Origin of the sequence: Streptomyces sp. NPDC050560 (assembly GCF_044457285.1) — a bacterium.
Taxonomy (GTDB): Bacteria; Actinomycetota; Actinomycetes; order Streptomycetales; family Streptomycetaceae; genus Streptomyces.
Window position 1 is genome coordinate 43,437 of record NZ_JBITGT010000026.1, and the last position, 13,579, is coordinate 57,015.

Below are 13,579 nucleotides of genomic sequence, written 5' to 3' on the forward strand. Positions count from 1 at the left end.
GCCGGGCACGCCCGTGCGCGCGGGCGGCGGCCCGCCGTCCGCCCGGGTCCCGGCGCCGTGGGACGGGCGGCGGGGCGCGCCGTGGTCAGGCGCCGCCGGTGTGGACCTGGAACGCGGCCCTGCGTACCGCCTTCGAGAGCGCGGGGTCGGGGTGGGCGGCGGCGAGCGCCACGAGCACCTGCACGGTGCGGGGGTGGCCGACCGCGCGCACCTCGTCGAGGAGGGCGGGGACGGAGGGCTGGAGGGCCGACTCCAGGTGGCGTACGAGCAGCCCCGCGTCGCCATGGTCGGAGACCGCGGCCGCGGTGTCGACCCAGAGCCAGGTGGCCTCCTCGCGGGTGAGCGCGGAGTGCGCGTCCTCGGGGTCGGCACCCTCCAGTTCGGCGAGCCAGAGCAGCGCGTAGGGCCGCAGCGATGTGACGTCGAGCACTGCGCGCACTTCGGTCTCCGCGGGGGCGCCGACCACCCGCAGCGCGTCGAAGGCGAGGCCGCGCAGCAGGGCGTCCTCGCCGCGGGCGGCGTCGAGGAGTTCGGTGACCGCGCTGCCGACGGGGCGGGCGGCGAGCCAGGCGCGGTACTCGGCGCGGGCCGCGTTGGGCCGCAGGCCCGCGCAGCCGCGGAGCATGGCCTCTGCGTGCTGCTCGATGTTGCCCGCGGGGCTCTGCGCGGCGACGCAGATCTGCTCCAGCTTGACCCAGACCGCCCAACTGCCCAGCGGGGTGAGGGCGGCCTGCCGCTCGGCCTCGCCGCCGGGGACGACGGCGCCGACGGCGGCCAGCGCGCCGAGCGCCCAGTCGAGGAGGGCGGCGAGCGCGGGGGTGTCGTCGGCGTCGTCGCGCGGGGCCTCCTGGGGGCCGTAGGCGATCTCGCAGCGCTCGGTGCGCAGCTCCGTGACGCGCTGCACCAGCAGGTCGAGGAGCTGGGCGCGGGGCACGGGGCCCGCGGAGAGGTGGAGCAGGGAGAGCAGTTGGGGCATCGCCTCGACGACCTCGGCCACGGTGGCGGGCGGCGCGTCGTCGGGGGCGGGCTGGGCGAGCGACCAGGCGTCGAAGAGGGCCACCCAGCCGCGCAGTACGGCGCTGTCGTCGCGGTCCCACGCGCGCAGCCGCCAGCCGGGGCGCGCGCTCTCGCCGTGCACCTCGATCAGGCCCGCGAGGCGGGCGGTGTCCCAGTCGGCGTGGACCTGGCGCGGGGTCAGGTCGATCTCCTCGGCGGCGCGCTGGGCGGCGGCGTCGGAGAGCACCCCGCAGCCGTCCCAGACGTCGGCGCCGGTCTCGGGTCTCAGCCGCAGCGCGGTGTCGGCCCAGCGGGCGACGCGCACCGCGTCCGCGAGTTCCCCGCGGGCCATGCGGGCCAGCTCCGCGGGCGCCGGAGTGCCGTCCGGTGGTGGCGAGGCCGAGCGCCGTGAGCGGCGCTGGGGTACCGCCTTGGTGGCGGAGACCGGAGGTCGTGGGTGGACGAGTCGGAGCCTGGAGTCGCGCGGGATACGGGACGTCACGGGGAGCAGTCTTCCTGTTGACCGTGCGAAAACCCAAACGGAATGGCGACGGTTCGGGCGGCACGGACGGACGCGGGGGCCGTGCCCCGCGCGTGTCACGGCGGCGTGCCCAAGCGGAAGACGCGTGCGGGGGCCGCGCGGGGCCCCGGGGCGCGGCCCGTGCGCGGCGGCACACGCGCGGGCCGCGGGCGCCGTGCCCCGGCGCCGGGTACGCCGTTGATGCCGCCTCGGATACGCCGTTTGCGGTACCGCCGCCGCACCGGGGCCAGACGTGCGGGAGCGCGCGGGCGCACGCGCGTGCGTGCCGACCGGACCGGCCCCGGGAGCCGCACGCGCGGGCGGCCCGTCCGCGGCCCGCGGCGGCGGGACCGCGGTGGGCGCCTACAGCAGGGGTACGAGGAATCGGCGCAGGGTCTCCTCGTACCGCTCGGGGGCGGCGTTCCACATGGCGGCGTGCGCGGCGTCGTACACGGTGTGCAGTCCTGTGAGGGCGCCGGGGCGCTCGGCGAAGCGCCGGCTGGGCCCGAACGGGGCGATGTGGTCGCCGGGGCCGTGGATCACGAGAGTGGGCAGGGCGCGGGTGCGCTCGGCGGCGTCCGCGACGAGGTGGCCGTCGAGCCCGGTGCGCCCCTCGGCGGCGCGGACGGCCAGCGGCAGCAGCGGTCCTGGGACGTGTCCCGCCCTGGCGAGCGCGCGCACGGTGGCACGCCAGTCGAGCACCGGGGAGTCGAGGACGAGCCCGGTGACCAGGTCGCGGTGCTTGGAGAACGCGGCGGTGTAGAGCGCCATGGTGGCGCCCGTCGACCAGCCGTGCAGCACGATGCGGCGGGCGCCGCGGCGCACCGCGTGGCGCACGGCGGCCTCCACGTCGTGCCACTCGGTCTCGCCGAGCCTGCCGAGTCCTTCGGGGGCGGCCGGTGCGCCCGCGTCGCCGCGGTAGGAGACGTCGAGGACGTGCGGGCGCAGCCGGTGCAGCAGCTCCATGACCACCATGGGGTGCTCCCTCGTGGTGCCGAGGCCGTGCACGGTGATGACCCAGACGTCCCGGGCGCCGGGCACGAACCAGGCGGGCAGCGGGCCGAGTTCGCCGGGCAGTGTGACGTCCTCGTGGTCGATGCCGAGGGCGGTGGCGGGGTCGCCGACGTGCACCTGGGGCGTCAGCCGCACCCTGGCGCCCGGTTCGAGGGCGCCGCCCGTGACCCTCAGGAGGCGGCGTACGACGGTGTCGGGGGCGCGCGGCCCGCCGTCGTCGAGGACCTCGCCGACGACGGCGTGGGCGCTCTCGCCGGTGAGGCCGTGGACGCCGGGGCGCAGCGAGGCGAGGTGGCGGGTGAGGGTGATCCGTCCCTCGCCCGCGGCGTGCACGGTGAGCCGCGGCCCCGAGGGCAGCGTCCTTCCGGGCCTGCGGCCGAGGGCGGCGCCGCCCGCGAGGCGGCCGGCCGCCACCGCGGCCGCGCCTGCCCCGAGCACGGCGGTGACGGCGGCGGCCGTCGCTCTGGCGGTGTGCACGGGACCAGTGTCGTGGGGGTGTACCGGCCGGGCCACTCGAAGCGGTACCGCGAGTCCTGTCATGCCGCCTCCCTGTCAGCGCTCCTCTCGCTGCCCGTACCCCCGCAACCGCTCCTGTACCTCCGCCACTTGTCCGGCGTCGAGGAGGTGGGGCGAGCGGCCCGGCAGCGCGCTCGCGGTGAGCCATACGCGGCACATCCATTCGAGCTGCGCGGTGCGGTCGTACGCCTGGTCCATGGTGGCGCCGTAAGTGAGGGTGCCGTGGTTCTGGAGGAGGCAGCCGGTGCGGTCCTCCAGCGCGTCGAGCATGTGCGCGGCCAGCTCGGGGCTGCCGTAGAGGGCGTAGCGGGCGACGCGCACGGGGCCGCCGAGCGCGGCGGCCATGTAGTGCACCAGCGGGAGTTCGTCGACGAGGGTGGAGACGGCGGTGGCGTGCACGGCGTGGGTGTGCACGACGGCGCGCGCGCCCGTGGTGCGGTACACCGCCAGGTGCATCGGCAGCTCGCTCGTGGGGGTGAGGGTGCCGAGGACCCGGTTGCCCGCGAGGTCGACGCCGAGCGGTTCGTCCTCGTCGATGCGGTCGTAGGGGACACCGCTCGGGGTGACGAGGACGGTGTCGCCCACGCGCGCGGAGACGTTGCCGGAGGTGCCGACGACCAGGCCGTCGGCGACGGTCCTGCGGGCGGCGGCGACCAGCTCGCGCCAGGCGTGCGCGACGGCCCCCGCCGCCGGTCCGCCGCCGCGCGGGGACGGCGGGTGGGGGTCCGCCGGTCGGGGGGTGTCGGGCCGCGCGGCGGCGGCCGTGGCGGCCGTGGCGGGCGCAGCCCGCTCCGCGTGCGGCGTGGGCCGCTCCTGGTCATGAGGCATGGGCCGCATCCTGTCACCGCGCCGGGCGCGGGGGCCCCGGGCGGTGCGGATTCCACCGGGGCACGGCTCCCTCTTTCGGGGCGTGTGCCGTGTGTACGAGCGGGGAGCGCTGGTGTTTTCGATAGCCTTCGTGCCCATTTGTTGTAGCTCGTCGGGCGTGCGCCCCGGCGCTCGCGATCGGGGAACCCATGCCCGCTGCCCGCCACTCCGTCCACCGCACGGCGCTCCCCCGGCCCACGAGCCCCCGCGCCGGGGCGCGCACGGCGCGCCTGCTGGCGGCCGCCGCGGCGCTGGCGCTCGCCCAGGCCCCGTCCCCGGCGCGCGCGGCGGAGCCGTACGCGGACCTCCCCCGGGGCAACGACGTGTCGTCCCACCAGGGCACGGTCGACTGGAAGAAGGCGTACGAGGCGGGGGCGCGGTTCTCGTATGTGAAGGCCACCGAGTCGACCACGTACAAGAACCCGTACTTCAGGGGGCAGTTCGACGGCTCGCGGGAGGCGGGGATGCTGCGCGGGGCCTACCACTTCGCGCTCCCCGACCGGAGTTCGGGCGCGGCGCAGGCGGCGTACTTCCTGAAGAACGGCGGCGGCTGGGCGGCGGACGGCCGGACGCTGCCGCCCGCCCTCGACATCGAGGCCAACCCCTACGGCGCCGAGTGCTACGGCCTGGACGAGGCGGGGCTCGCGGACTGGGTCAGGGACTTCAGCGACGAGGTGCGGCGGAGCGCGGGGGTGCTTCCGGTGATCTACACGAGCACCCGGTGGTGGAACACCTGCACCGGGGGCAACCGCGGCTTCGGGGACCATGCGCTGTGGGTGCCGGACTACGCCGCGTCGCCCGGCGCGCTGCCCGCCGGGTGGACGACGTGGACGTTCTGGCAGTACGCGGACCACGGTCCGATGGCCGGTGACCAGAACCGCTTCCACGGCGACGCGGACGCCCTGGCGCGCTTCGCGGCGGGCTGAGCCGACCGGAACCCCGCGGACGGGCGCGCCCATGTCCCGCCGCCGGGGCGGGTGTCGAGACCCGAGCACCGCACCCGCCGTAGCGATACACCTCATGGCCTGCCCGGGTTCATCTTCCGTTCACTCAGATTACGTACGTTCAACGAGCCACCGACGTACGACAGAAGTCTGGGTAAATGGAACACATCACGCTCGTTCTCGTGATGGTGATCGTCACGGCACTCGCCTTCGACTTCACCAATGGTTTCCACGACACCGCCAACGCGATGGCCACCACCATCTCCACCGGCGCGATGCGCCCCAGAGCCGCGGTCGTCATGTCCGCCGCGCTGAACCTCGTGGGCGCGTTCCTCTCGATCGAGGTCGCCAGGACCATCTCGGGCGGGATCGTCGACGAACGGGGCCTGCGCACCGAGGTGATCTTCGCGGCGCTCGTCGGCGCCATCCTGTGGAATCTGCTGACCTGGCTGCTCGGGCTGCCGTCCAGCTCGTCGCACGCCCTGTTCGGGGGGCTGATCGGGGCGGCGGTGATGTCCGCGGGCTGGTCCTCCGTGCACGGCTCGACGGTGGTCACCAAGGTGCTGCTGCCCGCGGTGGCGGCGCCCGTCGTCGCCGGCCTCGGGGCGCTCGTCGCCACCCGGCTCACCTACCGGCTCGGCCGCGGCGCCGCCGAGGGTTCCACCACCCGCGGCTACCGCGCGGGCCAGATCGCGTCGGCCGGGCTCGTCTCGCTGGCACACGGCACCAACGACGCGCAGAAGACCATGGGGATCATCACCCTGGCGCTGGTCACCGGCGGGGTGCTGGCGCCGGGCTCCAACCCCCCGGTCTGGGTGATCGCCTCCGCGGGGCTCGCCATCGCGCTCGGCACGTACATCGGCGGCTGGCGCATCATCAGGACGATGGGCCGCGGCCTCACCGACCTCGCGCCGCAGCAGGGCTTCGCCGCGCAGACCAGCGCCGCGACCGCCATCCTCGCCTCGTCGCAGCTCGGCTTCTCGCTCTCCACCACCCAGGTCTGCTCGGGCGCCGTGATGGGCGCGGGCCTCGGCCGCAGCGGTGCGGTGGTCCGCTGGTCCACGGCGACCCGGATGCTGGTGGCCTGGTGTCTGACACTGCCCGCGGCGGGCCTGGTCGGCGCGGGCGCCGAACTCCTCGCGGGGCGCGGCCCCTGGGGCATCGCGGCCACCGCGGTCCTGCTGGTCGCCGCCTCCGGCACGGTGTGGAACCTGGCCAGGCGCAGGCCCGTCACCCACGCCAACGTGAACGACCCCGAGCCCCGGACCCCGGCGCCCGGCATGCTCGCCGCCGACGCGGTGGTACGGGAGGACACCGCGAGCCCCGCCGCCGCTCCGAGCGCCGCCACGAGCCCCGCTTCGAGCCTCGCGAGGCCCGCCCCGGGCCCCGCCGCCACGGCGCCCGGCGTGCCCGTCGCCCCGGTCACCGTGCCCGCCCCTGTCCCCTCCCCCGGCGAGAGCCCCGCACCGGCCGCGGCGCCGGGCGGCACCGCCCCGTGACCGCGCGCCCCGGCGCGGGCACCACCCATCCGAGCCCCTGACGGCCCCTCAAGGACGGAACACACCATGCAGATCGACTGGACGGCCATCGGCACCGTCTTCGGGGTCAGCCTCGCGGCCACCGTGGCCCTGGTGGGCCTCTTCGCGCTCGGCACCGTCGGCCTCGCCCGGCGCGGCGGCGCCCCGCGCGCGGGCGGCCAGGGGGCGCTCCTGGCCACCGGCGCCTACGCCTGCTTCGCCCTGTGCGCCGCCGCCGTGGCGTACGGGATCTACCTCATAGCGGGCTGACACCGGCGTCCCCTGCCTGGTCAGCGGCTGGTTGACGGCCGTTCGCCGGGCGTGGTGGACTGCCGGGGCCATACAACGGCGGCAGGAGAGGAAGCCGGTGCGAATCCGGCGCGGTCCCGCCACTGTCACCGGGGAGCGCTCCCCACCCACGGCCACGGCTCGTACGAGCGGGAAGGCCGGGGCAGCGCCGATCCGGGAGCCAGGACACTCTCGCCGTCGTTCCTTCGAGCCGGGGCGCGGACCCTGAGTGAGGACACGAGTGATGCCGGGCTGCCCGCCCACCGTCACGCGCGCGCGGCGCTTCGCCGCGGGCGCCACCGCGGGACTGCTGGCCGACGCCGTCTTCGGCGACCCGCGCCGCGGCCACCCCGTCGCCGCCTTCGGGCGCGCCGCTGGCGCTTTGGAGCGCACGCTCTGGCGCGACCACAGGGGCGCGGGCGCCGCGCACACCGCGCTCTGCGTCGGCGGCGCCGTGGCGCTCGCCGCGGGCGCGGAACGCGCCCTGCGCCACCGCCCGCCGCTCGCCGTCGCATGGACCGCCGCCGCCGCGTGGACCGTGCTCGGCGGCGCCTCGCTCGCCGGGGAGGCCGAGCGGATCGGCGCCGCCCTGGCCGTCGGCGACACGGACACCGCGCGGCGGCTGCTGCCGCGGCTGTGCGGGCGCGACCCCGAGGCGCTCGACGCCGGGGAACTCGCGCGCGCGGTGGTGGAGTCGGTCGCCGAGAACACCTCGGACGCGGTCGTCGGCGCCCTGGTGTGGGGCGCCGTCGCCGGGGTGCCGGGGTTCGCCGCGTTCCGCGCCGTCAACACGCTCGACGCGATGACAGGACACCGCTCGCCCCGCTATCTGCGCTTCGGCTGGGCCGCGGCCCGTCTCGACGACGTCGCGGGCTGGCCTGGCGCCCGGCTCACCGCGCTGCTCGCCGTGCTCACCGGCGGCGCCCCCGCGGCCGCCCTGCGGGCCTGGCGCGACGACGCGAAGCACCACCCGAGCCCCAACGCGGGCCCGGTCGAGGCCGCGTTCGCCGGAGCCCTGGGGATACGGCTCGGCGGCACCCTGTCCTACGGCGGCCGCACCGAGCACCGCCCGGTGCTCGGCGCCCGGGGCCGCGCCGCCACCCCCGCCGACATCGCGCGCGCGGTGCGCCTCTCGCGCCGGGTCACCGTGGGCGCCCTCGCCGCCGCCGTGTGTCTGGCGCGGTGCCTGCCGGGCCCGGTCCTGTGACCGGCACCGGGGGCGGGCTGCTGGTCGCGGGCACCACGTCCGACGCGGGCAAGAGCGTGGTGACCGCGGGGATCTGCCGCTGGCTCGCCAGGCGCGGGGTGCGGGTGGCCCCGTTCAAGGCGCAGAACATGTCGCTGAACTCCTTCGTGACCCGGGACGGCGCCGAGATCGGCCGCGCCCAGGCGATGCAGGCGCTCGCCGCCCGGGTGGAGCCGAGCGCGCTGATGAACCCCGTACTGCTGAAACCGGGCGGCGAGCGCAGCAGCCAGGTCGTCGTCATGGGCAGGCCCGCGGGCGAGATGAGCGCGCGCGGCTACCACGGCGGACGCCAGGAGGCGCTGCTCGGCACCGTGCTCGACTGCCTCGAACGGCTGCGGGCCGCGCACGACGTGGTGGTCTGCGAGGGCGCGGGCAGCCCCGCCGAGATCAACCTGCGGCGCACCGACATCGTCAACATGGGCCTCGCCAGGGCCGCGGGGCTGCCGGTGCTGGTGGTCGGGGACATCGACAGGGGCGGGGTGTTCGCCTCGTTCTTCGGCACCCTCGCGCTGCTCTCACCCGAGGACCAGGCGCTGGTGGCGGGGTTCCTGGTGAACAAGTTCCGCGGGGACGTGTCGCTGCTCGAACCCGGCCTCGGCATGCTGCGGGAGCTGACCGGGCGGCCCACCCTCGGGGTGCTGCCGTACCGGCAGGGCCTCGGGATCGACGAGGAGGACGGGCTCGGTCTCGCGCGCCGCGGCGCGCTCGCGCCGGTGGCGCCGCCGCACGGCGCCGAGGTGCTGCGGGTCGCGGTGTGCGCGGTGCCGCTGATGTCGAACTTCACCGACGCGGACGCGCTCGCCGCGGAACCCGGGGTCGCCGTGCGGTTCGTGGAGCGCCCGGAGGAGGTCGCCGACGCCGACCTGGTGGTCGTGCCGGGCACCAGGGCCACCGTGCGGGCCCTCGCCTGGCTGCGGGAGCGCGGGCTCGCGGCGGAGCTGGCCCGCAGGGCCGCGGCCGGGCGCCCGGTGCTCGGCATCTGCGGCGGCTTCCAGATGCTCGGGGAGCGCATCGACGACGAGGTCGAGTCGCGCGCAGGCCGCGTCGAAGGGCTCGGACTGCTGCCGGTGCGCGTCGCGTTCCGGCCCGGGAAGACGCTCGCCAGGCCCTCGGGCCTGGCGCTCGGGGAGCGCGTCCACGGCTACGAGATCCACCACGCGGTCGCCTCCGTCCACGGCGGCGAGCCCTTCCTCGACGGCTGCCGGGTCGGCCAGGTGTGGGGCACGCACTGGCACGGCTCGCTGGAGTCCGACGGGTTCAGACGGGCCTTCCTGCGTGAGGTGGCGCGGGCGGCGGGGCGGCGCTTCGAGCCCGCGCCCGGCGTGCGCTTCGAGGAGCTGCGGGAGGCGCAGATCGACCTGCTCGCCGACCTCGTGGAGGAGCACGCCGACACCGACGCGCTCTGGCGGCTCATCGAGCAGGGGCCGCCGCCCGGGCTGCCGTTCGTGCCACCGGGGGCGCCGCTCCCCGTCCACTCCCCCGGCTCCGGGACGCCGCAGGCGTACGGGGCGAGGACCACCCTGGAGGTCGCCGAGTGACTGCCCCCTATCCGTTCACCGCCCTTGTCGGCCAGGACGGGCTGCGGCTCTCGCTGCTGCTGAACGCCGTGTCGCCCGCGGTCGGCGGCGTCCTCGTGCGCGGGGAGAAGGGCACCGCCAAGTCCACCGCGGTGCGCGCGCTGACCGCGCTGCTGCCACCGGTGGACGTGGTGGAGGGCTGCCGGTTCTCCTGCGACCCGGCCGCGCCCGACCCCGGCTGCCCCGACGGGCCGCACGGCACCGGGGCGCCCGCCTCCGCGCGGCCCGCGCGGACCGTGGAGCTGCCGGTGGGCGCGTCGGAGGACCGGGTGACCGGCGCCCTCGACATCGAACGGGCCCTCGCGGAGGGCGTGAAGAGCTTCGAGCCGGGGCTGCTCGCCGAGGCGCACCGGGGCATCCTCTACGCCGACGAGGTCAACCTGATGCACGACCACGTCGTCGACCTGCTGCTCGACGCCGCCGCGATGGGCTCCTCGTATGTGGAGCGCGAGGGGGTGTCGGTGCGGCACGCGGCGCGGTTCCTGCTGGTCGGCACGATGAACCCGGAAGAGGGCGAGCTGCGCCCGCAGTTGCTCGACCGGTTCGGGCTCACCGTCGAGGTGGCCGCCTCCCGGGACCCGGACGAGCGGGTCGAGGTGGTGCGGCGGCGCCTCGCGTACGAGGACTCCCCCGGCGGCTTCGCGGCCCGCTGGGCGCCCGAGGAGGGTGCGCTGCGGGAGCGCGTGGTGTCCGCGCGCGCCCTGCTCGGCCGGGTACGGCTCGGGGACGCGGCGCTGCGCGCGGTGGCGGCGGTGTGCGCGGGGTTCGAGGTGGACGGGATGCGGGCGGACATCGTGATGGCGCGCACCGCGGTCGCGCTTGCCGCCTGGTCGGGCCGCACCGAGGTGGTACGCGACGACGTGCGCACCGCGGCGCTGCTTGCGCTGCCGCACCGCAGGCGGCGCAACCCGTTCGACGCGCCAGGGCTCGACGAGGAACGGCTCGACGAGATCCTGGGCGGCGAGGAGTTCCCGCCCGAGGAGCCGCAGGACGGGACCGAAGCGGCGCCTCCCGAGGGCGCGAACGGCGCCGACGGCGGCGACACCGACGGCACCGGGGGCCCCGGGGAGGCGCCGGGTCCCGAAGGTCCCGACGACGACGGTCCTGAAGGCGGCCCTGACGGCGGCCCCGGGGGCGGTGGCGCAAAGGCGCCCGCGGACGACGGTGTGCCGCCGCAGCGCGACGGGTCCGGGACGCCGGGGCCCGGCGAGCCGGACGACTCCCCCTCCGGCGCCCCCGCGGGCGGTGCGGCGCAGGCCGCCGTACGGCCCGATGAGCCCTTCCGCGCGCGTCTGCTGACGGTGCCGGGGCTCGGCGAGGGCGCGGCGGGTCGGCGGTCGCGGGCGCGCACGGAACGCGGGCGCACCACGGGCTCGTTCCGGCCCAGGGGTTCGCTCGGGGCGCTGCACCTGCCCGCCACGGTGCGGGCCGCGGCGCCGCATCAGCGGGCCCGCGGCAGGTCGGGGCCAGGACTCGTGGTGCGCCGTGACGACCTGCGGCGGGCGCGGCGCGAGGGCCGCGAGGGCAATCTCGTGCTGTTCCTCGTGGACGCCTCCGGGTCGATGGCGGCCAGGCGCCGGATGGGCGCCGTCAAGGGCGCGGTCCTCTCGCTGCTGCTCGACGCCTACCAACGGCGCGACAAGGTCGGCCTGGTGACGTTCCGCGGCGCGGACGCCGAGGTGGCGCTGCCGCCGACGTCGTCGGTGGACGCCGCCGCCGCCCGGCTCGGCGCGCTGCCCACCGGCGGCCGTACGCCGCTGGCTGCGGGGCTGCTGCGGGCGCGCGAGGTGCTGCGGGTGGAGCGGCTGCGCGACCCCGCGCGGCGCCCGCTGCTCGTGGTGGTCACCGACGGGCGCGCGACCGGGGCAGGGGGGCGCGGGGTGCCGCGCGCCGCGGGGCTGCTCGCGGCGGACGCGGTGGCGTCGGTGGTGGTGGACTGCGAGACGGGCCCGGTACGGCTCGGGCTCGCCGGGCGGCTCGCGGCGGACCTCGCGGGGACGCTGGTGGCGCTCGACGGGCTGCGCGCGGACGCGCTCGCGGGAGTGGTCAGGGACGTCAGGGGCGCGGGCGCGCCCGCGAGGAGGGCCGCGTAGTGCCGCAGGGGAAGCCGCCCGTCGTACCGGACGACGGGCTCACCACGAGGCAGCGTCGCAACCGCCCGCTGGTGCTCGTCCACACGGGCACCGGCAAGGGCAAGTCGACCGCGGCCTTCGGCCTCGCGCTGCGTGCCTGGAACCAGGGCTGGCCCGTCGGGGTGTTCCAGTTCGTGAAGTCGGCCAAGTGGCGGGTCGGCGAGGAGCACGCGCTGAAGGTGCTCGGCGCCTCTGGCGAGGGCGGCACGGTCGCCTGGCACAAGATGGGCGAGGGCTGGTCGTGGATTCAGCGGCCCGCGGCGGAGGGCGAGGGGGACACCCCGGACGACACGGCCAACGCCGCACGCGCGCGGGAGGGCTGGGAGCAGGTCAGGCGCGACCTGGCGGCCCGCACCTACCGGCTCTACGTCCTCGACGAGTTCACGTACGCGCTGCGCTGGGGCTGGATCGACACCGACGAGGTGGTGTCCGTGCTGCGGGAGCGGCCCGGCAGCCAGCATGTGGTGATCACCGGCAGGGACGCGCCGCCCGCGCTGTGCGCGTACGCGGACCTGGTGACCGACATGACCAAGGTCAGGCATCCGATGGACACCGGCCAGAAGGGCCAGAAGGGCATCGAGTGGTGACCCGTGTGCCCCGTCTCGTGCTCGCGGCGCCCGCGTCGGGCAGCGGCAAGACCACGGTGGCGACCGGGCTGATGGCTGCCTTCGCGGCGGCCGGGCTCGCGGTGTCCCCGCACAAGGTGGGGCCCGACTACATCGACCCCGGCTACCACGCGCTCGCCACCGGACGCCCGGGGCGCAACCTCGACGCGTTCCTCTGCGGCACGGAGCGGATCGCGCCGCTGTTCGCGCACGGCGCGGAGGGCTGCGACCTGGCCGTCGTGGAGGGCGTGATGGGCCTGTACGACGGGGTGGCGGGGCAGGGCGACCTGGCGTCCACGGCGCAGGTGGCGAAGCTGCTGCGGGCGCCCGTGGTGCTCGTGGTGGACGCGGCGGCGCAGTCCCGCTCGGTGGCGGCGCTCGTGCACGGCTTCGCGTCGTGGGACGCCGGGGTGCGCCTCGGCGGGGTGGTGCTCAACCGGGTCGCGTCCGACCGGCACGAGGCGCTGCTGCGCGACGCGCTCGACGCCTCGGGGGTGCCGGTGCTCGGCGCGGTGCGCCGCTCGGCCGGGGTGGCGACGCCCGCCCGCCACCTGGGGCTCGTCCCGGTGGCCGAGCGGCGGCCCGAGGCGCTGGCGGCGGTGGCGGCGATGGCGGAGGCGGTGCGCGCGGGCTGCGATCTGGACGCGCTGCTCGCGCTTGCCCGTACCGCGCCGCCGCTGCCCGAAGCGCCCTGGGACCCGGCGGGGGCGCTCGCGGAGCACGGCGGCCCGGTCGGCGCGGCGCGCCCGCCGCGTATCGCCGTCGCGGGCGGCGCCGCGTTCACCTTCGGCTACGCGGAGCAGGCGGAGCTGCTGGCGGCGGCGGGCGCGGAGGCGGTGCCGTTCGACCCGCTGCGCGACGAGCGGCTGCCCCCGGGCACCGCGGGCCTTGTGGTCGGCGGCGGCTTCCCCGAGGTGTTCGCGCCGGGCCTGTCGGCCAACGAGCCGCTGCGGGACGCGATAGCCGCCCTCGCGTCGCGCGGCGCCCCGGTGGCCGCGGAGTGCGCGGGCCTCGTGTACCTGGCGAAGTCCCTGGACGGCGCCGCGATGTGCGGGGTGCTGGACGCCGAGGCCCGGATGACGTCGCGGCTGACGCTCGGCTACCGGGAGGCGGTGGCGCTCACCGACAGCCCCCTCGCCGCGGAGGGCGCCAGGGTGCGCGGCCACGAGTTCCACCGCACCGCCGTCGCCCCGGGCGCGGGCGCCGCCGCGGCATGGGGGCTGCGCACGCCGCAGCCGCGCCGCGAGGGGTTCGTGGCGGGCGGGGTGCACGCCAGCTATCTGCACACCCATCCGGCGGGCGCGCCGGGCGCGGTGCGCCGCTTCGCCGGGCGGTGCCTGCCCGCGTGAGCGCCCGC

General features: G+C 77.2%; 11 protein-coding genes and 1 riboswitch. Of the genes, 8 read left to right on the forward strand and 3 right to left on the reverse strand.

Annotated features, from left to right (window positions below):
* Positions 1 to 85: 85 nt before the first annotated feature.
* From ACIBIW_RS35895 to ACIBIW_RS35905, 3 genes are all read right to left on the reverse strand, one after another.
* Positions 86 to 1,498, reverse strand: a complete 1,413-nt coding sequence (locus ACIBIW_RS35895) for a hypothetical protein (RefSeq protein ID WP_399342598.1) — start codon at positions 1,496 to 1,498, stop codon at positions 86 to 88.
* A gap of 381 nt (positions 1,499 to 1,879) precedes the next feature.
* Entirely contained in the window at positions 1,880 to 3,007 is a 1,128-nt protein-coding gene (locus tag ACIBIW_RS35900) for an alpha/beta hydrolase family protein (RefSeq protein WP_399342599.1), read from the reverse strand.
* A gap of 75 nt (positions 3,008 to 3,082) precedes the next feature.
* Positions 3,083 to 3,874, reverse strand: a complete 792-nt coding sequence (locus tag ACIBIW_RS35905; protein WP_399342600.1) for a class II aldolase/adducin family protein — start codon at positions 3,872 to 3,874, stop codon at positions 3,083 to 3,085.
* Between the two features lie 188 nt (positions 3,875 to 4,062).
* Between ACIBIW_RS35905 and ACIBIW_RS35910 the strand changes: the two genes are divergently transcribed.
* The 8 genes from ACIBIW_RS35910 (at position 4,063) to ACIBIW_RS35945 (ending at position 13,571) form a co-directional block, all read left to right on the forward strand.
* Positions 4,063 to 4,839, forward strand: coding sequence for a lysozyme (locus tag ACIBIW_RS35910; RefSeq protein WP_399342602.1), 777 nt, complete (start codon positions 4,063 to 4,065; stop codon positions 4,837 to 4,839).
* 176 nt (positions 4,840 to 5,015) lie between these two features.
* Positions 5,016 to 6,356 carry an anion permease gene (locus ACIBIW_RS35915; protein ID WP_399342603.1) on the forward strand — a complete coding sequence of 447 codons (1,341 nt, stop codon included), beginning with the start codon at positions 5,016 to 5,018 and terminating at the stop codon, positions 6,354 to 6,356.
* 66 nt (positions 6,357 to 6,422) lie between these two features.
* A complete protein-coding gene (locus ACIBIW_RS35920; RefSeq protein ID WP_399342605.1) occupies positions 6,423 to 6,644 on the forward strand; it encodes a hypothetical protein in 222 nt (73 codons plus the stop codon).
* An 86-nt stretch (positions 6,645 to 6,730) separates the two neighbouring features.
* A riboswitch (cobalamin riboswitch) is annotated at positions 6,731 to 6,854 on the forward strand.
* A gap of 52 nt (positions 6,855 to 6,906) precedes the next feature.
* Entirely contained in the window at positions 6,907 to 7,869 is a 963-nt protein-coding gene (locus ACIBIW_RS35925; protein WP_399342639.1) for a cobalamin biosynthesis protein, read from the forward strand.
* Positions 7,866 to 9,446: a cobyric acid synthase gene (locus ACIBIW_RS35930; RefSeq protein WP_399342606.1), complete on the forward strand. Its 1,581-nt coding sequence runs from the start codon at positions 7,866 to 7,868 to the stop codon at positions 9,444 to 9,446. Before ACIBIW_RS35925 ends, ACIBIW_RS35930 begins: the two co-directional genes overlap by 4 nt.
* Positions 9,443 to 11,578: a putative cobaltochelatase gene (locus tag ACIBIW_RS35935; RefSeq protein ID WP_399342608.1), complete on the forward strand. Its 2,136-nt coding sequence runs from the start codon at positions 9,443 to 9,445 to the stop codon at positions 11,576 to 11,578. The genes ACIBIW_RS35930 and ACIBIW_RS35935 overlap by 4 nt, the downstream gene beginning before the upstream one ends.
* Positions 11,578 to 12,204 (forward strand): cob(I)yrinic acid a,c-diamide adenosyltransferase, encoded by a 627-nt coding sequence (gene cobO / locus ACIBIW_RS35940; RefSeq protein WP_399342610.1) that lies wholly within the window; start codon positions 11,578 to 11,580, stop codon positions 12,202 to 12,204. Before ACIBIW_RS35935 ends, cobO begins: the two co-directional genes overlap by 1 nt.
* On the forward strand, positions 12,201 to 13,571 hold the full coding sequence (locus tag ACIBIW_RS35945) for a cobyrinate a,c-diamide synthase (protein WP_399342611.1): 1,371 nt from the start codon (positions 12,201 to 12,203) through the stop codon (positions 13,569 to 13,571). The genes cobO and ACIBIW_RS35945 overlap by 4 nt, the downstream gene beginning before the upstream one ends.
* Positions 13,572 to 13,579 lie beyond the last annotated feature (8 nt).